This window comes from Hydrogenophaga sp., from assembly GCF_041913525.1.
Classification (GTDB): domain Bacteria; phylum Pseudomonadota; class Gammaproteobacteria; order Burkholderiales; family Burkholderiaceae_C; genus Hydrogenophaga.
Genome location: NZ_JAYSFD010000010.1, coordinates 73,056 through 96,027, shown reverse-complemented (window position 1 = coordinate 96,027; position 22,972 = coordinate 73,056). Strand labels below are relative to the sequence as shown.

The window sequence follows — 22,972 nt, the reverse complement described above, 5'->3', positions numbered from 1 at the left end:
TGGGTAAGTATTTTTTGGCACACTCAAAACCCCAAAACAATACTTTCCCTCGCACCATGAGCAACACCGCTGCACAGACCGCCTTCGCCCGGCCGGCCACGCCCATCCGCTCCAATCGCGGCATGAGCGAAAGCCAGCGGGATGTCATTAACCGGCTCAAGCGCATTGAAGGGCAAATCCGCGGCCTGATCGAGATGGTGGAAACCGAGCGCAGCTGCGAAGACGTGGCACAGCAGATGTCGGCCGCGCGCAAGGCGATGGACAAGGCCTTCTACCGCATGATGGCCTGCTCCATGGTCGAAGCGGTGTCGTCCAGCGCGCTGGAAACGTCCGCGCTGCGCGACGTGGAGCGCTCCACCCGCATTCTTGAAAAATACGCCTGAGCGCCGCCATCAGGCCGCTTTGATGCGGGTGGCGCATGAATCGCCCCACCGCATGGCAATGCTGGGCAGCCTGCACTCGCCTACCATGGGGCCTCTTAAGGAGGCCCCATGGCATTGCAACTCGTCATTGGCAACAAGAACTACTCGTCCTGGTCGATGCGCCCCTGGGTGCTGATGAAGCAGGCGGGCATCCCGTTTGAAGAAGTCCAGGTTCGCTTCGATTCCTTCGACGCCGGTTCGCAATTCAAACAATCCCTGCGCCAGCACAGCCCGGTGGGCAAGGTGCCCGTGCTGATCGACGATGGTTTTCCCGTGTGGGACACCCTGGCCATTGCCGAAACCCTGGCCGAGCGCTTCCCCGAGCTGAACCTCTGGCCGAATGACCGCCACCAGCGCGCGCGAGCGCGCAGCGTGTGCGCCGAAATGCACAGCGGGTTCACCTCGCTGCGCCAACATTGCCCCATGAATATCGAAGCCCACCTGCCCGAGGTGGGCCGGCTGATCTGGCGCGACCAAGCCGGGGTGCGCGCCGACCTGGCGCGCCTGTGCGGGCTGTGGGGCGATCTGTTGGCCGCCCAACCGGCAGGTTCCCTGCTGTTTGGCGACTTCACCATCGCGGATGCTTACTTCGCCCCGGTGTGCATGCGAATTCGCACCTACGACCTTCCCCTGCCCGCCGATCTTCGCGCCTATGTGGACCGGGTGGCCGCCTTGCGTGGCGTGAAGGCCTGGATCGACGACGCCCTGGCCGAGCACGACTTCCTCGATTTCGAGGAGCCCTATCGCCTCGGTCCTACCTGAGGCCAGGCGGTCGGCGCCGCCTACACTCGCCCGCATGGAGATTTACTTGGTGGGCGGCGCGGTGCGGGACGCGCTGATGGCCCGACAAACCGACGCCACGCCGCACGCCGACCGCGACTGGGTGGTCGTGGGCGCCACGCCCGAGTCCATGACGGCGCAAGGCTTTCTGCCGGTGGGGCGTGACTTCCCCGTGTTCCTGCACCCGCAAACCCACGAGGAATATGCCCTGGCCCGCACCGAGCGCAAGACCGCGCCGGGCTACCACGGCTTCGCCTTCCACGCCGACCCGGGCGTCACGCTGGAAGAAGACCTGGCGCGGCGCGACCTCACCATCAACGCCATGGCCGTGCCCGCCGAGCAGGCCGACCACCCCGCGCAGGGCCGCCTGGTCGATCCCTACGGCGGCGCCCAAGACCTGCAAGACCGCGTGCTGCGCCACGTGACCAGCGCCTTCGCCGAAGACCCGGTTCGCATCCTGCGACTGGCCCGCTTCGCCGCGCGCTTCCCCGACTTCAGCGTGGCCCCCGAAACCCTGGCCCTGATGCGCGACATGGTGGCCGCCGGCGAGGTGGACCACCTGGTGCCCGAGCGCGTGTGGCAAGAGGTGGCGCGCGGGCTGATGGAACAGCAACCCAGCCGGATGCTGGAGGTGCTGCGCGACTGCGGCGCGCTGGTTCGCCTCATGCCCGAGGTTGACCGGCTGTCGGGCGTGCCCCAGCGCGCCGAGCACCACCCCGAGGTGGACACCGGCGCGCACCTTTTGCTGGTGCTGGACATGGCCGCCCGCCTGGGGGCGCCGCTGCCGGTGCGCTACGCCTGCCTGGGGCACGACCTGGGCAAGGGCAACACACCGGCGGACGTGCTGCCGCGCCACATCGGCCACGAGGCGCGCAGCGTCAAGCTGCTCAAGGGCCTGGGCGAGCGCCTGCGCGTGCCCAACGAGTGCCGCGAACTGGCCGAGGTGGTGGCCCGGGAGCACGGCCACCTGCACGCCAGCCTCGACCTGAGCCCGGCCGCCACGGTACGCCTGCTGGAGCGCTGCGACGCCATCCGCAAGCCCGAGCGCTTCGAGCAGGTGCTACTGGCCTGCGAATGCGATGCGCGGGGTCGGGGCGGCTTGTCCGAACGCCCTTACCCGCAGGCCGACCGGTTGCGCCGGGCACTGAAGGCGGCGCTGGCGGTGAACACCGCCGAGGTGGCGGCACGGGCCATGGCCGATGGCCTGACCGGGCCGAAGGTGGGGGAGCGGGTGCACGCGGCGCGCATCGCCGCGGTGGATGCCGAGGGCGGCTGATCGCCCCGCCACCAATACCCCAGCGGGTTCCTCACATATCGACCCCGGCGGCGAATGGCGTGACACCATTTCGGCTTCCCGCCGGAGGTCGCCATGCCGCACCGCAACCCGCTGAACCGCACCCTGGTGCAAGGCATCCAGGACCTGGGCTTTCGCCGCTGGTACGAGCGCGAATTGCTGTCAAGCCACGCGCACATGGCCCTGGCGCTGCTGGCCACGGTGGCGATGCTGGCCAGCTTCGAGGCCTTGCGCGGGGCCTCGGCGGCCGAGAAGCTGATGAACACCCTGTTCATCCTGGGCTGCGGCGCGGTGGCGGTGTGGGCCATGCGCCGCTATTTGTTTTTGCTGATGCACGCCGAGTCGCTGGCCAACCAGGCCAACTGCCCGCATTGCCAGGCGTATGGCCGTTTTCAGTTGGGTGAAGCCACGGGCCCGGGCAACGGGCCCGACGTGCCGGTGCGCTGCACGCGCTGCGGCCACCACTGGACGCTGCGCGACGACTGAACCGGCATCAGCGCGGCGCGTGGGCGCGCGCCCAGCGCACGATATCGGCCACGCCCATGGCGCCAGGCTGCCGCGCCACCTCCCGGCCACCGGCAAACAGCGCCAAGGTGGGGATGCTGCGAATCTGCAGGCGGCCTGCCAGCGCTTGCGCTTCTTCGGTGTTGACCTTCACCACCCGCATGTGGGGCTCAAGCTGCGCGGCGGCCTGCTCGAAGGCGGGGGCCATCATGCGACAGGGGCCGCACCACGGCGCCCAGAAATCCACCAGCACCGGCACGTCGCTGCGCAGCACGTGCTTCTCGAAAGCGGCCTCGTCCAGCGATGCGGGGTGGCCGGTGAACAAGGGCCGGTGGCACTTGCCGCAATCGGGCGCGCTGCCCAATTGGGCGGCGGCCACCCGGTTGGTGGTGTGGCAGTGGGGGCAGACGATGTGCAGGGTGTCGGTGCTCATGCCCGGGGAGTTGGTGGCGCCGCCACCGAATTCAAGACACTGCCCGGGGTATGGCTCAGAGCAGGTGGGCGATCAGGCTGGCCAACAGGCTGAGCAGCACCGTGGACGCAAAAGGCAAGAACCACTCGCGGCCGAAGGCGCGGAAGTGAAAGTCGCCCGGCAGACGCCCCAGGCCCAGCTTGCGCAGAACGGGCGACACCCAGCTGATGAGCAGCAGGGCCAGGAAGATGACGATCATCCAGCGGATCATGGTGCCCTCTCGCTCAGAGCCGGTGGGTGCGGTCGCCCGCCACAAAGCCCAGCGGCACCCAGCCGCTGGCGCTGGCCGGCGGCGCCAGGGCGATCACCTTGAACAGCTCGCCCATTTCATGCTCGAGCACCAGCTTCTGCATCAGCGCGTTCTGGCGCGCATCGGCGCCACGGGCCTCGTCCATCAGGCCGGCGTTCAGCAGAAAGCGCCCCTGGCTGGTGTAGCCCAGCACCTCCAGGCCGGCGTCTTGCGCCGCCAAGGCGATGCCGGTGAAGTTGACGTGGGTGGTGATGTCTTTCAGGCCCACGTCGGCCAGCGGGTCGCTGTCGCTGCGGTGGGCGCGGTGGCAGATGAGCGTGCCCATGTGCCGCTGCGGGTGGTAGTACTCGGCCTCGGGAAAGCCGTAGTCGATGAAGAAGGCAGCCCCCCGGCGCAGGCGCTCGGCCAGGGTGCGCACGAAGGCCTCGGCCTGGGGGTGGATTTCCGTCAGGTAGTCGTGTGCGCCGTCCACCTCCAGCGGCGGGCGCAAGGCCGTGGGCCGGTCGGCCCAGGCCAGGGCGCCCGTGGCGTCCAGCGCCACGCCGCGCTCGGCCCACTGGCCGCCCACACGCGCCAGCAACTGCACCGGCATGGCGTCGAGCACCTCGTTGCCCACCACCACGCCCTCGATGGCCTCGGGCAGTTCGTTGGCCCACTGCACGCGGCTGGCGTGGGCGGCCAGGGTGGCGCGCTGGCGCTCGCGCAACGTGCCCGACAGATCGACGATGGTGTAGCGCTGCAGCGGCTGGCCCAGGGCGTCCAGCGCCTCAATGAGCTGCAAGGCCAGGGCACCGCTGCCGGCGCCGAATTCCCACACCTCGCGCGTGCCCGTGGCGGCCAGGGCCTGGGCCACCTGCCGCGCCAGGGTGCGGCCGAACAGGGGCGAGAGCTCGGGGGCGGTGACGAAGTCGCTGCCGTCTTCGGGCAAATGGCCAAAGGTCTGGCCGCCGTTGGCGTAATACCCCAGGCCCGGCTCGTACAAGGCCATGGCCATGAAACGGTCGAAGGGCAACCAGCCCCCCGCCTCGGCAATGGCCTGGCGCAGGCGCGCCAGCAGGGCGCTCGTTAAACTGCCGGGTTCGTTCAAGGTTTCGGTTCGCACCCGCCGATTGTCCCCCATGCCCCCCCATTCACCTGCCCCTTCCCCGGCCGGCACCGTCCTGGTGACCGGTGGCGCCCTGCGCCTGGGCGCCGAAATCGTGCAGGCCTTTGCCCGCGCGGGCTGGCACGTCTGGTGCCACTACTCGCGCTCGGCCGAGGCGGCCAACGCCCTGGCGGCCCGCCTGCGCCAGGAAGGTGCCCAGGTGGACACGGTGGCGGCCGACCTGGCCGACAGCGCCCAGGTAGAGGCCATGGTGGCCCACATTGCCGAGCGCGGCGGCCTGCGCGCCGTGGTGAACAACGCCTCGGCCTTCGAGCCCGACACCGGCATCGACTTCGACCCGGCATTGGCGCGCCAGCAAATTGAGGTCAATTTGATTGCGCCCTTGTTGCTGGGGCGCGAGCTGGCCCGCCTGCAGCGCCGCCAGCCCACGGGCGACGCCTGCGTGGTGCACGTGCTCGACCAGAAGGTGCACAACCTGAACCCCGACTATTTCTCTTACACCGTCACCAAGCTCGCGCTGGAGCGCGCCGTGGCCCTGCAAGCCCAGGCCCTGGCGCCCGAGGTGCGGGTGTGCGGCGTGGCCCCGGGCCTGATGTACCTGAGCGGCCCGCAGTCGCCCGAGAACTTCGCGCGGGCCAGCCGCGTGAACCTGCTGCGCCGCCCGATCGACCCGACCGAGGTGGCCCGCACCTGCGTGTTCCTGGCCCAGAGCACAGGCATCACCGGCACCACGGTGAACGTGGACAACGGCCAGCACCTGGTGCCGCTGGCGCGCGACGTGATGTTCGCGGTGGACGAGCTTTACCCGGAGACCTTGCGTGAGCGCGACTGACCCCTACCTGCTGATGCAGACCTGCCGCAAGCTGTTTTTGCGCCGCCACGAGGTGATGGTGCAGATCGGCGTGCACGAGTTCGAGAAAACCGCGCCCCAGCGCATGTGGATCGACGTCGATCTTTACGTGCCGCTGGCCCACACCACGCCGCAGAACGACCACATCGCCGAGGTGGTGGACTACGACTTCGTGCGCGAGGTGGTGGCGCAGCGCATCGCGCGCGGCCACATCGAACTGCAGGAGACGCTGTGCGATGACCTGGCGGACGAACTCATGCGCCACCCCGGTGTGCAGGCGGTGCGCCTGTCCACCTGCAAACCCGATGTGTACCCCGACTGCGACGCGGTGGGCGTGGAGGTCTTCCGCGCCAAGCCGCTCGCCTGATGCCATGAACGCAACCCACGCCGGCACCCAGATCCTCACGCTCACCGGGCTTCGCTTCGACGCGAACCTGGGCATCCTCGACCACGAAAAGCGGGCGCCGCAACCGATTCAGGTGGACGCCGAGCTGAACCAGGGCACCCAGCCGCTGCTGCCGCACGACGACGACATCGGCCACGTGCTCGACTACCGCAAGGTGCGGCAGATCATCATTGACGAATGCACCGCCGAACACGTGAACCTGCTGGAGAGCCTGATCGGCAAGCTCACGCGGCGCCTCATGCAACTGCCCGGCGTGATCGGCGTGCGCGTGAAGATCGCCAAACTCGAAATCTTTGACGACTGCGAAGTCGCCATCCGCATGGAAAGCGGTCAATGGTGAACCCCATGGAAGCCACACTCCCCGACAACGCCTGGGCCGCCGAGCCTGCCGACACCCCCGAGGCCGCCGACCAGGCGCAGGCCTCGCACAAGGAACAGCGCGAAAACCGCAAGCTGGAAAAGCGCCTGTGCCGCGAAGTGGGCCGCGCCATCGTGGACTACAACATGATCGAAGAAGGCGACCGCGTGATGGTCTGCCTCTCGGGCGGCAAAGACAGCTACGGCCTGCTCGACATCCTGATGAAGCTGCAGAAGCGCGCCCCGGTGAACTTCGAGCTGATCGCGGTGAACCTCGACCAGAAGCAGCCCGGTTTTCCCGAGCACATCCTGCCCGAGTACCTCTCGAAGCTGGGCATTCCCTTCCACATCGAGAACCAGGACACCTACTCCATCGTCAAGCGCGTGGTGCCCGAGGGCAAGACCATGTGCAGCCTGTGCAGCCGGCTGCGCCGCGGCATCCTGTACCGCGTGGCCGACGAGCTGGGCGCCACCAAGATCGCGCTGGGCCACCACCGCGACGACATGCTGCAGACCCTGCTGCTGAACATGTTCTTCGGCGCCAAGCTCAAGGGCATGCCGCCCAAGCTGGTGAGCGACGACGGCCGCCACGTGGTGATCCGCCCGCTGGCCTACGTGCCCGAGAAAGACCTGATCCGCTGGGCCGAGATCCGCGAGTTCCCCATCATTCCCTGCACCCTGTGCGGCAGCCAGGAAAACCTGCAGCGCAAGCAGGTGGGCAACCTGCTGCGCGAGTGGGAAAAGAAGTACCCGGGTCGGGTGGAGAACATGGCCACCGCGCTGCAGAATGTGGTGCCCAGCCACCTGATGGACCGCGACCTGTACCCCTTCCAGACGGTCAAGGCCACGGGGCAGGCCGACGAGAACGGCGACAAGGCCTTCGACGACGAGCCGGTGAACACCCCCGCCGCCGAGCCGCGCGCCATCATCCCGATCGCCACGCAGGGCTGAACCCACCGGGCATGAGGCCCGCAGGAGAACCGCCATGAAGCCGAGCACCGTGCACTCCCTGCTTCGCCTGGCCGTCACCGGCCTGCTGGCCCTGGCCCTGGGCGGCTGCGCCAGCGTGTACCTGGTGGACAACCAGGTGCAGAGCTTCGCGCGCTGGGACGACGCCAAGGCCGGCGCGCCCGTGCCGCAGCCCCCGCAGATCTACCACTTCGAGCGCCTGCCATCACAGAAGGAATCGCCCATTGCCGCCAGCCAGGGCGAGCTGGAACGCCTGACCGAGCAGGTGCTGGCCAAGGCCGGCTGGACGCAGGCCACCGCGGGCACAGGCGCGCCGTGGACGGTGTCGGTGAGCGCCAGCACGCTCAAGCTGCCCCGCGCCCCGTGGGAAGACCCGTACAACGGCTGGTGGCCGGGCTTCGGGCCCGCCATGCCCGGGCGCGACTACGTGGTCACCCGCACCGGCCAGGTGATCTGGATGCCCATGTTCCCGCGCTTTGAGACGCCCTATTACCAGCGCCAGGTGCAGGTGGTGGTGCGCCACGCCGCCACCGGCCGCGTGGTCTACGAAACCCGCGCCGCACACGATGGCCGCTGGAACAGCACGCCCGGCCTCTGGACGGCCATGCTCGACGCGGCGCTGCAAGGCTTCCCCGCGCCGCCCGAAGGGCTGCGACAGGTGAACATCGAAGTGCCGCGCTGACCCCCACTTCCCACCAAGGCCCCAACACCGTGCAAGTCACCCGCATCCTGGCCGTGCGCCATGGCGAAACCGCCTGGAACCGAGGCACCCGCATCCAGGGCCACACCGACATCGAACTCAACGAGACCGGCCGCTGGCAGGCCCGACAACTGGCCCGCGCCCTGCAAGACGAGGCCATTGCCGCCGTCTATGCCAGCGACCTCTCCCGCGCCCGCGAAACCGCCGAGGCGGTGGCCGGGCCCATGGGCCTGACGGTGAACACCGACAGCGGCCTGCGCGAGCGCGGCTTTGGCCGCTTCGAGGGCCACACCTGGGACGAGCTGGAACTGAACTGGCCCACCGAAACCCTGGCCTGGCGCAAGCGCATGCCCGACTTCGCACCACCCGGTGGCGAGTCGCTGCTGCAACTGCAGGCGCGCGTGGTGCCCAAGGTGATGGAACTGGCCTCGCGCCACCCGGGCGAGCAGGTGCTGATCGTGGTGCACGGTGGCGTGCTGGACATCCTCTACCGCGCCGCCACCCGGCTTGAGCTGCAGGCCCCGCGCACCTGGGAACTGCCCAACACCGCCATCAACCGCCTGCTCTGGTCGCCCGAAGGCCTGAGCCTGGTGGGCTGGGCCGACACGCGCCACCTGCAAGCCGAGGACGACCGCCTCGATGAAACCACTGCCTGAGCGCCCGTTCCCCGAGCGCCTGGCCTGCGCCGTGGGCCATGGCGTGGCCACCCTCGACACGCCCGCGCTGGTGCTGGACCTGGACGCCATGGAGCGCAACCTGCGGCGCATGGCCGACTGGGCCCGCGCGCGCGGCCTGCGCCTGCGCCCGCACGCCAAGATGCACAAGAGCGCCGAACTGGCCCGGCTGCAGATGGCGCACGGTGCCGTGGGCGTGTGCGTGCAAAAGACCGACGAGGCCCTGGCCCTGGCCCACGCGGGCGTGACAGACATCTTCATCAGCAACGAGGTGATCGCCCCGGCCAAGCTGTTGCGCCTGGCCCGTGCCGTGCGCGAGTTGCCCACGCGCTTTGGCCTGGCGGTGGACAGCGAACAGGGCGTGCACGCCCTGGTGTCGGCCCTGCGCCAGGCGGGCGTCGCGGGCCACGATCGCATCGACGTGTGCATCGAGATCGACGTGGGCCATGGCCGCTGTGGTGTGCCACCCGGCCCCGCCGCGCTGGCCCTGGCCCGCCTGGTGACCGCGGCACCTGTGCTGCGCTTCGCCGGCCTGCACGCCTACCACGGCCGCGCCCAGCACCAGCGCAGCGACGCCGAGCGCCACGCCACCATCGCGCAGGCCGCGCAAGCGGTGACGGCGACGCGGCACGCCCTGGAGGCCGCGGGCATTGCCGTGCCCGTGGTGACCGGGGCGGGCACGGGCAGCTTCGTGCACGAGGCCGCCAGCGGCGTGTGGAACGAGATCCAGCCCGGCTCTTACCTGTTTCTGGACGCCGACTACGCCGCCAACGAGGCCTCGCCCGATGCCCCGGCGTTTGAACACGCCCTGTTCGTGAAAGCCCAGGTGATCAGCCGCAGCGCCGACCGCGCGGTGTGCGACGCCGGCCACAAGAGCCACGCCATCGACACCGGCCTGCCCACCGTGTGGCTGCCCCAGGGCCTGAGCTTTGGCAATGGCGGCGACGAACACGGCGTGCTGCGCGGCGAGCACCTGCCCGAGCTGGGCGAGACGGTGTGGCTGGTGCCCAACCACTGCGACCCCACGGTGAACCTGCACGAGGCCTTGGTGGGTGTGCGCGGCGGGCTGAGCGCGGGCGTGGTGGAGCGCCTGATTCGGGTGGACGCGCGCGGCGCGGTGGGCTGAGGCGACGCGCGCCGATCAAGGCGCGCGAACCTGCGCCTCCAGCCCCAGGGCGCGCACCTTGGCTGCGGCTTTCTCGGCCTGCGCCTTGTCGGCGAATGGCCCCACCCGCACGCGGCTGAGCGTGCCACGCGATGACTCCACCGGGTCCACCACCACCGGCAGCCTGGCCTCGGCCAGGCGCTCTTGCACGCGGCGGGCGTTGGCGGGGTCAGCGAACAGGCCCACGTTGACGACCGGGCCGCTCAGGCGAGGGCGAACGGACTCTGCGGCAGCGGCGGCCACTGTCGGCTTGGCCTCGGTTTGACTGGGGGGCGGGGCAGGCGCAGGCGTCGGCACTGGCTCTGGTGCCGAAACAGGCGCGGCCACGGTGGGCACCGGCACCGGCACCGGCACCGGCACCGGCACCGGCACCGGCTCGGCGCTGGTGACGGGGCCTGCGACGGGTTCGCTCGCGGCAGGGCTGGCCGGCAGCGCGGCGCTGGCCGGCGACGGGGATGGCTCAGCGGGCTGGTCGGCGTCGGCGGGCGGCGCGGCCACAGCGGCCACCACAGCGGGGGCCGGCTCGGCGGGCGGGCGCCCATCTTCCACACCGCGCCACCACCACAGCGCCACCGCCAGGGCCAGAGCGCTGCCCATCAGCAAGGCAGCCACACCCCAACGCTCGGTGCGGCGGCGCTCGGCCAGCGCCTGGCAGGCTTCTTCCACCGTGCGGGCGTGGCGCACGGCCTCGGTCATGCGGGCGCGCACGTCGGCGTGCAGCCAGCCGTCGCCGCCCAGGCCGGGCACCACCGCCGCCAGCACAAGCAAGAGGCCGAGCAAGCCTACGGCCACGCCATCGGGCCAGGCCGCCCACATGGGGCGCATCCACCAGGCCAGGGCCGCCAGGGCGAACACGGCCGAGGCATACAACACCGCCCGCCCCCACAGCCCCCGGTACACCAGCCAGAACAGCGAGAACAGTCCCGCCGCGGTGTTCCAGTGGGCGCGGGCCATGCCGCGCTCATCGAAGGCGGCAAAGACCGTCAGGTAACGCGGGGTGTTCCCGTGCCCCAGGGCGGCCCGGTACAGGGCCGTGGTGGCGTTTTCAGGGGCGGAGACCGGCGCCGTCGTCATGGGTGTGTGTCAAGCACCGGCCTCGAACAGCCCGCCTTCGGTGCGCGGCGGCATCACGCCCAGGTGGCGATAGGCGGCCAGGGTGGCGGTGCGCCCGCGTGGGGTGCGCTGCAGAAAACCTTGCTGAATGAGGTAGGGCTCGATCACGTCTTCGATGGTGTCGCGCTCTTCGCCGATGCTCGCGGCGATGTTGTCCAACCCCACCGGCCCGCCGTCAAAGCGGTGGATCACCGCCTCCAGCAGCTTGCGGTCCATCAGGTCAAAGCCTTGCGGGTCCACGTCGAGCATGGCCAGGGCCTTGTGCGCGATTTCTTGCGTGATGGTGCCGGTGCCCTTCACGTCGGCGTAGTCGCGCACGCGGCGCAACAGGCGGTTGGCGATGCGGGGCGTGCCGCGCGAGCGCCGCGCGATCTCAAACGCCCCCTCGTCTTCGATGGGCGCGCCCAGCAGCCCGGCGCTGCGGCGCACGATGCGCGCCAGTTCATCGGGCGTGTAGAACTCCAGCCGCGCCACGATGCCGAAGCGGTCGCGCAGCGGGTTGGTGAGCATGCCGGCGCGCGTGGTGGCGCCCACCAGCGTGAAGGGCTGCAGGTCGAGCTTGATGCTGCGCGCCGCCGGCCCCTCGCCGATCATGATGTCGATCTGGTAGTCCTCCAGCGCGGGGTAGAGGATTTCCTCCACCACCGGCGAGAGGCGGTGGATCTCGTCGATGAACAGCACGTCGTTGGCTTCGAGGTTGGTGAGCAGCGCGGCCAGGTCGCGCGGCTTCTCCAGCACCGGGCCGCTGGTCTGGCGCAGGTTCACGCCCAGCTCTTGGGCAATGATGTGCGACAGCGTGGTCTTGCCCAGCCCGGGCGGGCCGAACAGCAGCACGTGGTCCAGCGCCTCGCTGCGCTTCTTGGCCGCACCAATGAAGATCTCCAACTGCTCGCGCACCTTGTGCTGGCCCACGTACTCGTCCAGCAGCTTGGGGCGCAGGGCTCGCTCGATGGCCTCTTCCTTGGGCGACACCGTGGCGGCCGAGACCACGCGCGGCGGCGGAGCGAAATCGTCGGTCTGGATGCTCATTTGGCGAGTGACTTGAGGGCCAGCTTGATGCCGTCGGCCACGCCCACGCCAGCGGGCAGGGCCTTGAGCGCGGCGGCGGCGTCTTTTTCGTTGTAGCCCAGGGCCATCAGGGCCTGCTGGATGTCGCCAGCGGCATCGCCCACGGCAGCGGCCGCGCCGGGCAGCCCCAGGTCGGCGCCAATCTTGCCCTTGAGTTCCAGCAGCAGGCGCTCAGCCGTCTTTTTGCCGATGCCGGGCACCTTGACGATGCGCCCGGCCTCTTGCGCCGACACCGCCTGCGCCAGCTCGGCCACGCTCAGGCCCGAGAGCACCGACAAGGCCGTGCGCGGCCCCACGCCGCTGATCTTGATGAGCTGGCGAAAGGCCTCGCGCTCGGCGGCGGTGCCGAAGCCATACAGAATCTGCGCGTCTTCGCGCACCACGAAATGCGTGAGCAGCGAGACCGCCTCGCCGGTGGCGGGCAGGTGGTAGAAGGTGCTCATGGGCACGTCCACCTCGTAGCCCACGCCATGGCAGTCCACCAGGATCTGCGGCGGGTTCTTTTCCAGCAGCGTGCCGGTCAACTTGCCTATCATCGGGGTTTCCTTTCGGGAGGCCGGGCGGGCTCGTCCACCGGCGTCCGTCCCCCGCACAGCGGCCGCCGCCACGGGGTGTTTTTTCCTACTCGCGGGATTATCGGCTTGATTCTCAGACACACCTTCTCCCCCCCGGACAACGAGCGCATGGCGCACTTGTGCGGCCCGCTGGACGCCCACATCCGCACCATCGAGGCCGCGCTCCAGGTGAAGGTGGCGCACCGCTTCGAGCAGTTCCGCGTGGAAGGCCCCAAGGCCCGCGCGCAGCAGGCCATGGAGGTGATCCAGGCGCTTTACGAAATGGCCAAGCGCCCCATTCCCGCCGAGAAGGTGCAGCTCATGCTCAGCGGCGACACCGCCGTGCCCGAGGTGGGCAACGACGCGCCGGCCATGCAGACACGCCGGGGCGAGGTGCGCGGTCGCACGGCCAACCAGGCGCGCTACCTGCAGAACATGTCCACGCACGACATCACCTTCGGCATCGGCCCGGCCGGCACCGGCAAGACCTACCTGGCGGTGGCCTGCGCGGTGGACGCGCTGGAGCGCAGCGCGGTACAGAAGATCGTGCTCACCCGCCCGGCGGTGGAGGCCGGCGAAAAGCTTGGCTTCCTGCCCGGCGACCTGGGCCAGAAGGTCGACCCGTACCTGCGCCCCTTGTACGACGCACTCTACGACCTGATGGGCTTCGACAAGGTGCAGAAGGCCTTCGAGCGCCAGCAGATCGAAATCGCGCCGCTGGCCTTCATGCGCGGGCGCACGCTCAACCACGCCTTCGTCATCCTCGACGAGGCGCAGAACACCACGCCCGAGCAGATGAAGATGTTCCTCACCCGCATCGGCTTCGGCAGCAAGGCGGTGGTCACCGGCGACGTGAGCCAGATCGACCTGCCGCGCACCCAGCTCAGCGGCCTGATCGACGCCGAGCGCGTGCTCAAGCGCGTCACCGGCATTGCCTTCAACCGCCTCACCAGCGCCGACGTGGTGCGCCACCCACTGGTGGCCCGCATCGTCGATGCCTACGACTCGCGCGGCACCGAGGCCGACGAAGCCCCCGCGCCCAAGCGCACCCGTCGCACCGCCTGAGCCCCCCTGCCATGCCCCTGCCCCAACTCAGCCTGTCGCTGCAATTCAGCGACCTCACCGACGCCGCCCCCCACCGCGCCGCACTGCCGCGCCACAAGGTCGCCCGCTGGATTCGCCACGCCCTGGACGGCGATGGCGAGATCACCGTTCGCATCGTTGACGCCGAAGAAGGCCAGGCCCTGAACCGCGACTACCGAGGCAAGGACTACGCCACCAACGTGCTCACCTTCGACTACGCCACCGAACCCGTGGTGATGGCCGACCTGGTGCTGTGCGCGCCGGTGGTGGCGCGCGAAGCGAAGGAACTGAAAAAGCCCCTGGCCGAGCACTACGCGCACCTGCTGGTGCACGGCACGCTGCACGCCCAGGGCTGGGACCACGAGACCAGCGACGAAGACGCCGAGGCCATGGAAGCGCGCGAGATCGAGATCCTTGCCGGCCTGGGGCTGAAGAACCCGTACCGATAAGGCAGGGCGAGCTGCTCAGGGCTGCAGGCGGAAGAGTCGCACGGCGTTGTCGCGCGCCACCTGGCGGGCCACCTCTGGGGGCAACTGCTCCACCAGACTGCGCAGGTTTTGCAGGCCCTCTTCCGTGCCGCCTCGCTCGATGCCGCCGGGGCCATAGAAGCTGTCGCTGCCCAGCATAAAGCGGTCAGGGAAATCGCCGATCAGGGCGAGCCACTGAGGCTTGACCCGGCCCGACGGGTCCAGTGCCGCGGCCGGACGCGGCGCGCTGCGGTTGAGGCGGAAGCTCATGTGCAGGTTGGGATAAGTCTCCAGCATCTGCCGCACGCGCGCCGGGTGGCGGGTGAGCAAGGGCTCAAAGCCCACGTGAGACCAGATGATCACCGCCTTGGGGTTGTGCGCCAGCAGGCGCTTGAAGGCCTCGCCATTGGCCTCGAGCTGCTGGGGGTTGGCCGTGTTCGGCCGCAGCGCCTCGGGCAGCGGCATGGCCTCGGGCACGAGATCGAAGTGCAGATCAATGGGCCGCTGCTGCTCGGCCGCGACATCGGCCAACAAGAGCAGCAAAGGGTGATCGGCCGGCACCGCTTCGTAGGGATGGCTCTCGCCCATGGCCGGCAGCGACAGGTGCACGATGGCGATTTCGCCAAAGCCCACCGCGCCCTGCTTCACATAGTCGAGCGCCTGCTGTCGAAAGCGGGTCTTGATGGCGTCGTCCACGGCACCGGCGGGGGTGTGGTGAATCATGGCGTTGAGGGCGCTGCCACCCAACAGGGCAAAGCGCCCCGGGTGCGAGCGCACCGCCACCTGAAGATCGGACAGGTCATGGAACCCGCGCAGGCTGGTGTCCACCTGCGGCGGCGGCATCAGCAGCGAACGCGCAATGCCCAGGCGGTCCATGCTGGCCACGGCGGCACCGGCCGCACCGGGCGGCAGCGCACCTTTGCTCACCTGAAAATGCATGTGCACGTCGATCAGCGCTGGCACCTGAGCCATCGCCACCGCGCTGCTGGCCAACAGCAGCGCCCCAAGACATCGGCGAAACACCATGAAGGGCCTCCCCTGCGTTCAACGGATCGTGATGGGAATGGTGACCGGCCCGTCGTTCACCAGGTGCACCTGCATGTCGGCACCGAAGCGCCCGGTGGCCACCTGCGGGTGCTGCTCGCGGGCCAGCGCCACGAAGCGGTCGTAGAGTGCCTCTCCCAGGACCGGCGCTGCCGCACCGGTGAAACCCGGGCGGTTGCCGCTGCGGGTGTCGGCGGCCAGGGTGAACTGGCTGACGATCAGCAGGCCGCCGCCCACGTCTTGCACGCTGCGGTTCATCTTGCCGGCCTCATCGGAAAAGACGCGCAGCTTCAAGATCTTGGACAGCAACTTCTGGCCCACCGCCTCGGTGTCGTCGGGCTCGGCGCACACCAGCACCAGCAGGCCGTGTGCGATGGCGCCCACGGTTTGGCCAGCAATGTCCACGCGCGCCTGGCTCACGCGCTGCAACAGGGCGATCAAATCAAGTCCTTCGGGTCGTCGAAATGGGCTTCCACGTCGGTGGGCAGCAACTGAATGGTGGCGCGCAGGCCCGGCACGGCGCTCATGAGGGCCTGCTCCACGCTGGTTCTCAGGGCCGCCGCCCGCCCCAGCGACCAGGCAGCCGGCATGTGCATGTGGACGTCCACGAAACGGCGTTGCCCGGCCTTGCGGGTGTTGAGGTGGTCAAAGCGGATGATCTCCACCCCCTCGCGCTCGTGGGCAAAACCCGACAGCGTCTGCTGGATGGTCTGCAGCACCTCGGGCTCGACCGCCTCGTCCATCAAGCCTTGCGACGAGCGCCACATCAGGTGAAAACCTTCCTTGAGGATGTTGGCGGCCACGCCCATGGCCACCAACGCGTCCAGCCACAGCCAGCCGGTGACCTGCACCAAGACAAGCCCCACCACCACCCCAACCGAGGTCCACACGTCGGTGACCAGGTGCTTGGCGTCGGCCTCCAGTGCGATCGAGCGATGTTGCTTGGCCGCCCGAAACATCACCCAGGCCAGCAAACCATTGAGCGCCGAACTCGCCACCGAGAACACCAGGCCCCAGCCCAGTTGCTCCAGCGGCTGCGGATCGAACAGGCGGTGCCCGGCCGCCCAGATGATGCCCAGCGCCGCCGCGATGATGAGCACCCCTTCGAAGCCCGACGAAAAATACTCCGCCTTGTGGTGGCCGTAGGGGTGGTCTTCGTCGGCGGGGCGGGCCGCGATCGTCACCATCACCAGCCCGAACACCGCGCTGGCGAGGTTCACCAATGACTCCATCGCGTCCGACAACAGGCCCACCGAACCGGTGATGTACCAGGCTAGGGTCTTGAGACCGATGGTGAGGATGGCCACCACGATGGAGGCCATCAGCAAGCGTTGCGGCGTGAGACGCTGAAGGAAGTTTTCGCTCATCCGGCGATTGTCACACCATGCACAATTCCGCCCATGCGCGCCCCGGCCCTGCCCCAACTGTTGCCCTGGCTGGTGGCGGCCGTGGCCGCCCTGGCGGGTGCCGCGCTGCTGGCCAGCAGCGAGTTGAAGGACCGGCGCGAGGCCTTCGACACCAACGCCCGCATTGCCCATCGCCTGCTGAGCCAGCGCCTGGTGCAGCACGACGCCGTGCTCGCCACGCTGGCCTTGCTCAACTCCACCCGTGCCGACCAGCCCGAGCAGCGGCTGCCGGCACTCTACGCCCAGATCTTGCGGGTGACGCGGCGCGAGGCGGGCCAGGCCTGGCCCGATGCCGACCACGCCCAGGCCGAGCAGCGATCACGCCAACTGGGGCACGCGGCGATCTCTGCCCTGGACACCCGCTCCGGCCAGTACGACCTGGTGCTGGCGGCCGGGCCAGGTGCCTACGCGCTTCGCATCGACATGGCGCAGACGGTGCCGCAAGACGAATGGCCCCTGCCCCCGGGGCGCAGCCCCGCCCAGGTGGCGCTGGCGCTGCCAGGCCAGCCGCCCTTTGCGCTGCAAACCGGCCAGGCGAACGGCGGCAACCTCGGCTGGCCCCTGCACTTTGACAAGGTGCTGGCCAGCCCCAGCCAACCCTTTCACCTGGTGGTTTCCCAGCGCGTGGGGCCGTCCGAGCTGCCCTGGATGGCCATGGGCGCCTGGTGTGCGGCCATGGTCGGCATGGCCCTGGCCTGGACCGCGTGGCAGCGTCAACTCACCCGGCGCCGCCGGGCCGAAGACCTGCTGCGGCTGGGGCAGGTCACGCGGCTGAACACCTTGGGCGAACTGGCGGCCGGGCTGGCGCATGAGCTCAACCAACCCCTGACCGCCGTGGTGGCCAACACGCAGGCCTCGCTGCGCCTGCTGCGCGAACAAGGCGACATCGACCCCACCGCCGTGGCGGCCATGGAACAGGCCGTGGCCCAGGCCCGGCGCGCCGCCGAGGTGGTGGCCCGCCTGCGGCGCGTCATTGAACGCCCGGCCCAGGCCGATGGTCTGCCATCCGTGGTCTTGCAAGACGCCGTGCGCGATGCCTTGCACCTGCTGGAGCCCGAATGCCAGCGACGGCAGGTGGCCACCAGCGTGGAGGCACCGGCCCACGAGGTGCGCGTGCGCGCCGATCCGGTGGCGCTTGAGCAAATCGTGCACAACCTGATCATGAACGCGCTGCAAGCAATGGAACAAATGCCCGTCGATCAGCGCCGATTGACGCTGCGCCTGGGCACTGAGGCAAGCATGGGACGACTGGACGTGATCGACACCGGCCCCGGCCTGTCGCCAGCGGTGATGGCCAAGCTCTTCCAGCCCTTTTTCAGCACACGGGCTGGTGGGCTGGGCCTGGGCCTAAGCCTGTGCGACACGCTGGCCACCGGCATGGGCGGTCGCCTGTCGGCGCAGCCCCACCCCAGCGGTGGCGCGGCGTTTTGCCTGACCATTCCCCTGGCCCCCCCATGACCATTCCCCTGTCTCCCCTGATCCAGCTCGTGGACGACGACCAGGCCGTGCGCGACAGCCTGGCCCTGCTGATCGCCACCGTCGGCCTGCGGGTGCAGACCTGGGCCGATCCCGCGGCTTTTCTGGCGGGCTTTGACCGCCAGGCCATCGGCGCCATCGTGCTGGACGTGCGCATGCCAGGCCTGGGCGGCCTGTCGGTGCTGGACACCCTGATCGCCCAAGGGGCCGACCAACCGGTCATCATGCTCACCGGCCACGGCACGGTGGAGATGTGCCGGCGCGCCTTCAAGGCCGGCGCGGCGGAGTTTCTGGAAAAACCGGTGGACGACGAGCGCCTGATCGAGGCCCTGCAGCAAGCCGTGCGCCAGCACGTGCGCTCGCGCCAGCGCCAGCGCGCCGACCAGGCCGCGCGCGAACGCTACGCCCAGCTCTCGGGGCGCGAACGCGAGGTGCTGGGCCTGATCGTCGAAGGCCTGACCAACAAGGAAATCGGCTGCGCCCTTGACCTGTCGCCGCGCACGGTCGAAACCCACCGCGCCAGCGTGTTCGCCAAGCTGGAGGCCGACTCGCTGGCCCAGCTCATTCGCCGCTACGCCGACCTGGTGGAAGGCGACCACCCTGCGTAGTTCTACGGACCCGCGCGCGTAGCGCCACGCATGGGCAAAACCGGGCGCGGTTTCTACAGTTCTCCCACGGTGATTCGCACCGCCACCCACAGGAGAACCCCATGAAAACGCCCATCGCCATCGCAGCCATCGCCCTCTCGCTGGCTTCGGCCTCTGCCCAGGCGCAAGCCGTTCGCACCGAGAAAAACATGTCGCTGGAGCTGGCCAGCCAAATCGCCGCGGCCACTGTGGCCGCCTGCGCCGCCAACCAGTACAACGTGACCGCCGCCGTGGTTGACCGCGCCGGCACCCTGCGCGCCCTCCTGCGGGCCGACAACGCCGGCCCCCACACCGTGGGCGCCGCACAGGGCAAGGCCTTCACCGCCGCGTCGGCTCGCGCCAACACCAGCGCCATGCTGGAAAACGTTCAGAAGAACCCGGGCGCGCAGACCCTGGTGGACATCCCCGGCTTCCTGGTGCTGGGCGGCGGTGTGCCGGTGCGCGTGGGCAACGAAGTGATCGGCGCCGTGGGCGTGGGTGGCGCGCCCGGCGGTCATCTGGACGAGCAGTGCGCCTTGGCCGGCATCGACAAAGTCAAAGAGCTGCTCAAGTGAAGCCCATGCGCCCGCGCCTCATGCGCCACGGCGCGCGGGCTGCCGCGCTGCTTGCCCTGGCACAGCTGGGGTTCGGCGCGCAGGCCCAGCAAGCGCCCACCCCGGCCGACCTCAGCCAATACCGAGGCCTGTTGGCGGCCGCGCACCAGGGAGACCTGGCCCGCATCGCGAGTGCCCCACGGGCAGCGCATCAGGTTCGCGACGCCCACGGGCGCACCCCCTTGCACGTGGCCACCCATGCCCGGCAACACGCCGCCATCCGCGCCCTGGCACAGGCCGGGGCCGACCTGAACGCGCTGGAAAGCGATCGCTACGACGCGGTCACCATCGCCGCCGTGGCCGACGACGAGGACACCTTGCGCCTGCTGCTGTCATTGGGTGCCAGCGCCCGCCAGGTGACCAGCCGCTACGACGGCACCGCCCTGATCGCCGCGGCCCACCTCGGGCATGCCGGCGCGGTGCGCCAACTCATTGCCGCCGGCGCCCCGCTGGACCACGTGAACAACCTGCACTTGACGGCGGTGATCGAGGCCATCGTGCTGGGCGATGGCGGGCCACGCCACCAGGCCACCTTGCAAGCACTGCTTGATGCCGGCGCCGACCTGACCCTCACCGACCGCCAGGGCCGCACGCCGCTGGCGCTGGCCCGCGCCCGCGGTTACCAGGCCATGGTCCAACAGCTGGAACAAGCCGGCGCGCGCTGAGCCGGCCGCCCCTCAGGCCAGGGTCACCCGGGCAAACTTGCGCTTGCCCACCTGCACCACAAACGTGCCGGCCGGCAGCTTCAGGCCCTTGTCGCTCACCACCGCGCCGTCCACCCGCACGCCGCCACCCTCGATGAGGCGGTTGGCCTCGCTGGTGGAAGGTGCCAGGCCCGCCGACTTCAGCAGCGCGCCGATGCCCAGCGGTGCCCCCGACAGCGAGACCTCGGGAATCTCGTCCGGCACACCGCCCTTGCTGCGGTTGATGAAGTCCTGCTCGGCCGCGTCGGCCGCCTGGGCGCTGTGAAAACGCGCGGTGATTTCCTTGGCCAGCATCACCTTGGCGTCCTTCGGGTTGCGCCCGTTGGCCACCTCCTGCTTGAGGGCCTCGATCTCGGCCATCGACTTGAACGACAGCAAGGTGTACCAGCGCCACATCAGCGTGTCGGAAATGCTCAACACCTTGGCGAACATGGTGTTGGGCTCTTCGGTGATGCCGATGTAGTTGTTCTTCGACTTGGACATCTTGTCCACGCCGTCCAGGCCCTCGAGCAGCGGCATGGTCAGGATGCACTGCGGCTCTTGCCCGTATTCCTGCTGCAGGTGGCGCCCCATCAGCAGGTTGAACTTCTGGTCGGTGCCGCCCAGCTCCAGATCACTTTGCAGCGCCACCGAGTCGTAACCCTGCATCAGCGGGTACAGGAACTCGTGCACGCTGATGGGCGTGCCGGCCTTGAAGCGGTCGTGGAAATCGTTGCGCTCCATCATGCGCGCCACTGTGTACTTGGCCGCCAACTGGATCATGCCCATCGAGCCCAGGGGCAGGCACCACTCGCTGTTGTAGCGAATCTCGGTCTTGGCCGGGTCCAGCACCAGGCTTGCCTGCTTGTAATAGGTCTCGGCGTTGGCCTTGATCTGCTCGGGCGTGAGCGGCGGGCGGGTGCTGTTGCGGCCCGAGGGGTCGCCGATCAGGCTGGTGAAGTCGCCGATCAGGAAGATCACCTGGTGCCCCAGGTCCTGGAGCTGGCGCATCTTGTTGAGCACCACCGTGTGGCCAATGTGGATGTCGGGCGCGGTCGGGTCCAGCCCCAGCTTGATGCGCAATGGCACCCCCGTCTTCTCCGATTTGGCCAGCTTTCGCACCCAATCGGCCTGAGGTAACAATTCCTCACAACCCCGCAGCGTCACGGCCAGCGCATCGCGCACGCCGTCCGTCATCACAAGCGCCTCATCGGCCGGGTTTTGTGTACTTTGCGCTTCGTTGGTGCTAAAGGTCATGCTCGTTTCTTCCGATGGCAATTCATGGGCGCTGGCTATACTGCCAAGAGCCAATCGCCGGATTCTAGTTGGCGTGCTTCTTGCACCCTCCGAACCGCGACGCCCTACTCGCCGAACCTCGCGCGAACTTCGGGGCCCGAGGCCACTCTTTTTGTGCTGACTGCACCCCCTTCTGGTGCAGCTTGAGGATTGCTGAATCTACATGTCTACGCTTGTCCACACGCTGGCCGTTCTGGCCACCGCCGCCCGAGACAGCCTGGCCCGCCACCCCCGCCGCTTGATGGGCGGCCTGGGCGCGCTGCTGCTGGGCACCGGCGTCACCGCTTTCGGCATTGCTCCGCTCGCCCCTGACGCCGCCGACCTGCCGGTGCGCGAGGTCGTCGAATCGTTCAACCTGCCCGCCCAGCCGCTGGTGGCCCCGCTGTCCACCGAGGCCGCGCCTTTCATCCTGTATCGCAGCGACACCACGCGCGCCGACGACAGCGCCCAATCGCTGCTCAAGCGCCTGGGCGTGGCCGATGCGGCAGCACAAGAGTTCATCAAGCGCGACGCCAACGCCCGCTTGCTGTTGGGCCGCAATGGCCGCCTGGTGCACGTGCAGGCCACCGATCGCCAAGAGCTGCAACAACTCACCGCGCGCTGGCTCGCGGCCGACGGCAAGTCCTTCCACCGCTTGGTGATCGAGGCCACGCCGCAAGGCTTGAAATCGCGCCTCGAGCAAGGCCAGCTCACCGCCTCGCCGCGCCTGGCCAGCGGCACCATCCGCAGCTCGCTGTTCGCCTCCACCGATGCCGCCGGCATCCCCGACAGCGTGGCCGTGCAACTGGCGGAAATGTTCTCCAGCGACATCGACTTCCGCCGTGACCTGCGCCAGGGCGACCGCTTCAGCGTGGTCTACGAAAGCCTGGACGCCGACGGCGAAAGCCTGAGCGTGGGCCGCGTGCTCAGCGCCGAGTTCGTGAACAACGGCCGCTCACACGAGGCCGTGTGGTTCGAAGCCCCCGGTGTTCGCGGCGGCTACTACAACTTCGCTGGCGAAAGCTCGCGCCGCTACTTCCTGTCTTCGCCGCTGGAGTTCTCTCGCGTGAGCAGCGGCTACGGCATGCGCTTCCACCCCATCTCGGGTGCGCGCAAGGCCCACCTCGGCGTGGACTACGCCGCGCCCACCGGCACCCCGGTGCGCACCGTGGCTGACGCCCAGGTCGAATTCGCCGGCGTGCAGCGCGGTTATGGCAACGTGATCATCCTGCGCCACCGCAACAACCAGACCACGCTCTACGCCCACCTGAGCCGCATCGACGTGCGCAAGGGACAGCGCGTGTCGCAAGGCGACCGCATTGGCGCCGTGGGCTCCACCGGCGCCTCCACCGGCCCGCACCTGCACTTTGAATTCATGGAAGGTGGCGAGCACCGCGACCCGCTGGAAATCGCCCGCCGCAGCGAAGCCGTGAAGCTGCCCGCCGAGATGCGCCAGCGCTTTACCGAGGTGGCACAGGCCCAGCGCCTGAAGCTCTCAGCCGCCGCCAGCGTGCAACAGGCCAGCGCCGACTAAGCCTGAGCACCCGAAACCCCGCCGCCACAACGGCGGGGCCATGAAAAAAGGGAGCCATCGGCTCCCTTTTTCTTGCCCGCG

Annotated in this window: 28 protein-coding genes; 18 read left to right on the top strand and 10 right to left on the bottom strand. The window is 69.2% G+C overall.

Features of this window, described 5'->3' with window-relative positions:
• Window positions 1-56 precede the first annotated feature (56 nt).
• The 4 genes from ACE3RQ_RS13395 (at window position 57) to ACE3RQ_RS13380 (ending at window position 2,982) form a co-directional block, all read left to right on the top strand.
• Window positions 57-383: a metal-sensitive transcriptional regulator gene (locus ACE3RQ_RS13395; protein WP_374522526.1), complete on the top strand. Its 327-nt coding sequence runs from the start codon at window positions 57-59 to the stop codon at window positions 381-383.
• Between the two features lie 108 nt (window positions 384-491).
• Complete coding sequence (locus ACE3RQ_RS13390; RefSeq protein ID WP_374522525.1) at window positions 492-1,184, top strand: glutathione S-transferase family protein; 693 nt, start codon at window positions 492-494, stop codon at window positions 1,182-1,184.
• Window positions 1,185-1,218: 34 nt separating this feature from the next.
• Window positions 1,219-2,478 carry a multifunctional CCA addition/repair protein gene (locus ACE3RQ_RS13385; protein ID WP_374522524.1) on the top strand — a complete coding sequence of 420 codons (1,260 nt, stop codon included), beginning with the start codon at window positions 1,219-1,221 and terminating at the stop codon, window positions 2,476-2,478.
• 93 nt (window positions 2,479-2,571) lie between these two features.
• Window positions 2,572-2,982, top strand: a complete 411-nt coding sequence (locus ACE3RQ_RS13380; protein WP_374522523.1) for a hypothetical protein — start codon at window positions 2,572-2,574, stop codon at window positions 2,980-2,982.
• 7 nt (window positions 2,983-2,989) lie between these two features.
• Here the strand turns inward: ACE3RQ_RS13380 and trxC are convergent, their stop codons facing one another.
• From trxC to ACE3RQ_RS13365, 3 genes are read right to left on the bottom strand one after another with little or no spacing between them, the layout of a single operon-like run.
• Window positions 2,990-3,433, bottom strand: a complete 444-nt coding sequence (gene trxC, locus ACE3RQ_RS13375) for a thioredoxin TrxC (protein WP_374522522.1) — start codon at window positions 3,431-3,433, stop codon at window positions 2,990-2,992.
• A 55-nt stretch (window positions 3,434-3,488) separates the two neighbouring features.
• The gene (locus ACE3RQ_RS13370) at window positions 3,489-3,683 is read right to left on the bottom strand and encodes a DUF2905 domain-containing protein (RefSeq protein WP_374522521.1); all 195 of its coding nucleotides are present in this window, start codon (window positions 3,681-3,683) and stop codon (window positions 3,489-3,491) included.
• Window positions 3,684-3,696: 13 nt separating this feature from the next.
• Complete coding sequence (locus tag ACE3RQ_RS13365; RefSeq protein ID WP_374522520.1) at window positions 3,697-4,842, bottom strand: class I SAM-dependent methyltransferase; 1,146 nt, start codon at window positions 4,840-4,842, stop codon at window positions 3,697-3,699.
• On the opposite strand from ACE3RQ_RS13365, the gene ACE3RQ_RS13360 reads away from it, so the two are divergent.
• From ACE3RQ_RS13360 to ACE3RQ_RS13330, 7 genes are read left to right on the top strand one after another with little or no spacing between them, the layout of a single operon-like run.
• A complete protein-coding gene (locus ACE3RQ_RS13360; RefSeq protein ID WP_374522519.1) occupies window positions 4,841-5,659 on the top strand; it encodes an SDR family oxidoreductase in 819 nt (272 codons plus the stop codon). The two genes, ACE3RQ_RS13365 and ACE3RQ_RS13360, sit on opposite strands and share 2 nt — an antisense overlap.
• Window positions 5,660-5,672: 13 nt before the next feature.
• Complete coding sequence (locus ACE3RQ_RS13355; RefSeq protein ID WP_374522582.1) at window positions 5,673-6,044, top strand: dihydroneopterin aldolase; 372 nt, start codon at window positions 5,673-5,675, stop codon at window positions 6,042-6,044.
• A gap of 4 nt (window positions 6,045-6,048) precedes the next feature.
• Window positions 6,049-6,423, top strand: a complete 375-nt coding sequence (locus tag ACE3RQ_RS13350; protein WP_374522518.1) for a dihydroneopterin aldolase — start codon at window positions 6,049-6,051, stop codon at window positions 6,421-6,423.
• A 5-nt stretch (window positions 6,424-6,428) separates the two neighbouring features.
• Window positions 6,429-7,391: a tRNA 2-thiocytidine(32) synthetase TtcA gene (gene ttcA / locus ACE3RQ_RS13345; protein WP_374522517.1), complete on the top strand. Its 963-nt coding sequence runs from the start codon at window positions 6,429-6,431 to the stop codon at window positions 7,389-7,391.
• A 34-nt stretch (window positions 7,392-7,425) separates the two neighbouring features.
• Window positions 7,426-8,091 (top strand): hypothetical protein, encoded by a 666-nt coding sequence (locus ACE3RQ_RS13340; protein ID WP_374522516.1) that lies wholly within the window; start codon window positions 7,426-7,428, stop codon window positions 8,089-8,091.
• A gap of 29 nt (window positions 8,092-8,120) precedes the next feature.
• Window positions 8,121-8,765 (top strand): histidine phosphatase family protein, encoded by a 645-nt coding sequence (locus ACE3RQ_RS13335; protein ID WP_374522515.1) that lies wholly within the window; start codon window positions 8,121-8,123, stop codon window positions 8,763-8,765.
• Complete coding sequence (locus tag ACE3RQ_RS13330; protein ID WP_374522514.1) at window positions 8,749-9,909, top strand: DSD1 family PLP-dependent enzyme; 1,161 nt, start codon at window positions 8,749-8,751, stop codon at window positions 9,907-9,909. Before ACE3RQ_RS13335 ends, ACE3RQ_RS13330 begins: the two co-directional genes overlap by 17 nt.
• Before the next feature lie 15 nt (window positions 9,910-9,924).
• On the opposite strand, the gene ACE3RQ_RS13325 is transcribed toward ACE3RQ_RS13330, so the two are convergent.
• From ACE3RQ_RS13325 to ruvA, 3 genes are read right to left on the bottom strand one after another with little or no spacing between them, the layout of a single operon-like run.
• Window positions 9,925-11,022 (bottom strand): SPOR domain-containing protein, encoded by a 1,098-nt coding sequence (locus ACE3RQ_RS13325; protein ID WP_374522513.1) that lies wholly within the window; start codon window positions 11,020-11,022, stop codon window positions 9,925-9,927.
• Between the two features lie 9 nt (window positions 11,023-11,031).
• Complete coding sequence (ruvB, locus tag ACE3RQ_RS13320) at window positions 11,032-12,090, bottom strand: Holliday junction branch migration DNA helicase RuvB (RefSeq protein ID WP_374522512.1); 1,059 nt, start codon at window positions 12,088-12,090, stop codon at window positions 11,032-11,034.
• Entirely contained in the window at window positions 12,087-12,665 is a 579-nt protein-coding gene (ruvA, locus tag ACE3RQ_RS13315; protein WP_374522511.1) for a Holliday junction branch migration protein RuvA, read from the bottom strand. The genes ruvB and ruvA overlap by 4 nt, the downstream gene beginning before the upstream one ends.
• Window positions 12,666-12,770: 105 nt before the next feature.
• Between ruvA and ACE3RQ_RS13310 the strand changes: the two genes are divergently transcribed.
• Together ACE3RQ_RS13310 and ybeY are read left to right on the top strand one after the other, a co-directional pair.
• On the top strand, window positions 12,771-13,748 hold the full coding sequence (locus ACE3RQ_RS13310; protein WP_374522510.1) for a PhoH family protein: 978 nt from the start codon (window positions 12,771-12,773) through the stop codon (window positions 13,746-13,748).
• 11 nt (window positions 13,749-13,759) lie between these two features.
• The gene (gene ybeY / locus ACE3RQ_RS13305) at window positions 13,760-14,215 is read left to right on the top strand and encodes an rRNA maturation RNase YbeY (RefSeq protein ID WP_374522509.1); all 456 of its coding nucleotides are present in this window, start codon (window positions 13,760-13,762) and stop codon (window positions 14,213-14,215) included.
• A 15-nt stretch (window positions 14,216-14,230) separates the two neighbouring features.
• Here ybeY and ACE3RQ_RS13300 read toward each other — a convergent pair whose 3' ends face one another.
• Genes ACE3RQ_RS13300 through ACE3RQ_RS13290 form a run of 3 tightly spaced genes read right to left on the bottom strand, consistent with a single transcriptional unit; the run spans window position 14,231 to window position 16,644 of the window.
• The gene (locus tag ACE3RQ_RS13300) at window positions 14,231-15,259 is read right to left on the bottom strand and encodes an amidohydrolase family protein (RefSeq protein WP_374522508.1); all 1,029 of its coding nucleotides are present in this window, start codon (window positions 15,257-15,259) and stop codon (window positions 14,231-14,233) included.
• Between the two features lie 18 nt (window positions 15,260-15,277).
• Window positions 15,278-15,718, bottom strand: a complete 441-nt coding sequence (gene dtd / locus ACE3RQ_RS13295) for a D-aminoacyl-tRNA deacylase (protein ID WP_374522507.1) — start codon at window positions 15,716-15,718, stop codon at window positions 15,278-15,280.
• The gene (locus ACE3RQ_RS13290; protein ID WP_374522506.1) at window positions 15,715-16,644 is read right to left on the bottom strand and encodes a cation diffusion facilitator family transporter; all 930 of its coding nucleotides are present in this window, start codon (window positions 16,642-16,644) and stop codon (window positions 15,715-15,717) included. Before ACE3RQ_RS13290 ends, dtd begins: the two co-directional genes overlap by 4 nt.
• A 33-nt stretch (window positions 16,645-16,677) precedes the next feature.
• Here ACE3RQ_RS13290 and ACE3RQ_RS13285 point away from each other — a divergent pair, with 33 nt between their 5' ends.
• The 4 genes from ACE3RQ_RS13285 (at window position 16,678) to ACE3RQ_RS13270 (ending at window position 20,064) form a co-directional block, all read left to right on the top strand.
• Window positions 16,678-18,141 (top strand): sensor histidine kinase, encoded by a 1,464-nt coding sequence (locus ACE3RQ_RS13285; protein WP_374522505.1) that lies wholly within the window; start codon window positions 16,678-16,680, stop codon window positions 18,139-18,141.
• Window positions 18,138-18,767 (top strand): response regulator transcription factor, encoded by a 630-nt coding sequence (locus ACE3RQ_RS13280; RefSeq protein ID WP_374522503.1) that lies wholly within the window; start codon window positions 18,138-18,140, stop codon window positions 18,765-18,767. The genes ACE3RQ_RS13285 and ACE3RQ_RS13280 overlap by 4 nt, the downstream gene beginning before the upstream one ends.
• Window positions 18,768-18,868: 101 nt before the next feature.
• The gene (locus ACE3RQ_RS13275) at window positions 18,869-19,360 is read left to right on the top strand and encodes a heme-binding protein (protein ID WP_374522502.1); all 492 of its coding nucleotides are present in this window, start codon (window positions 18,869-18,871) and stop codon (window positions 19,358-19,360) included.
• A 20-nt stretch (window positions 19,361-19,380) separates the two neighbouring features.
• Window positions 19,381-20,064 carry an ankyrin repeat domain-containing protein gene (locus ACE3RQ_RS13270; RefSeq protein ID WP_374522581.1) on the top strand — a complete coding sequence of 228 codons (684 nt, stop codon included), beginning with the start codon at window positions 19,381-19,383 and terminating at the stop codon, window positions 20,062-20,064.
• A 12-nt stretch (window positions 20,065-20,076) separates the two neighbouring features.
• On the opposite strand, the gene tyrS is transcribed toward ACE3RQ_RS13270, so the two are convergent.
• Entirely contained in the window at window positions 20,077-21,279 is a 1,203-nt protein-coding gene (gene tyrS, locus ACE3RQ_RS13265) for a tyrosine--tRNA ligase (RefSeq protein WP_374522580.1), read from the bottom strand.
• 262 nt (window positions 21,280-21,541) lie between these two features.
• Between tyrS and ACE3RQ_RS13260 the strand changes: the two genes are divergently transcribed.
• On the top strand, window positions 21,542-22,891 hold the full coding sequence (locus ACE3RQ_RS13260) for a peptidoglycan DD-metalloendopeptidase family protein (RefSeq protein ID WP_374522501.1): 1,350 nt from the start codon (window positions 21,542-21,544) through the stop codon (window positions 22,889-22,891).
• The last annotated feature ends 81 nt before the right edge of the window (window positions 22,892-22,972 follow it).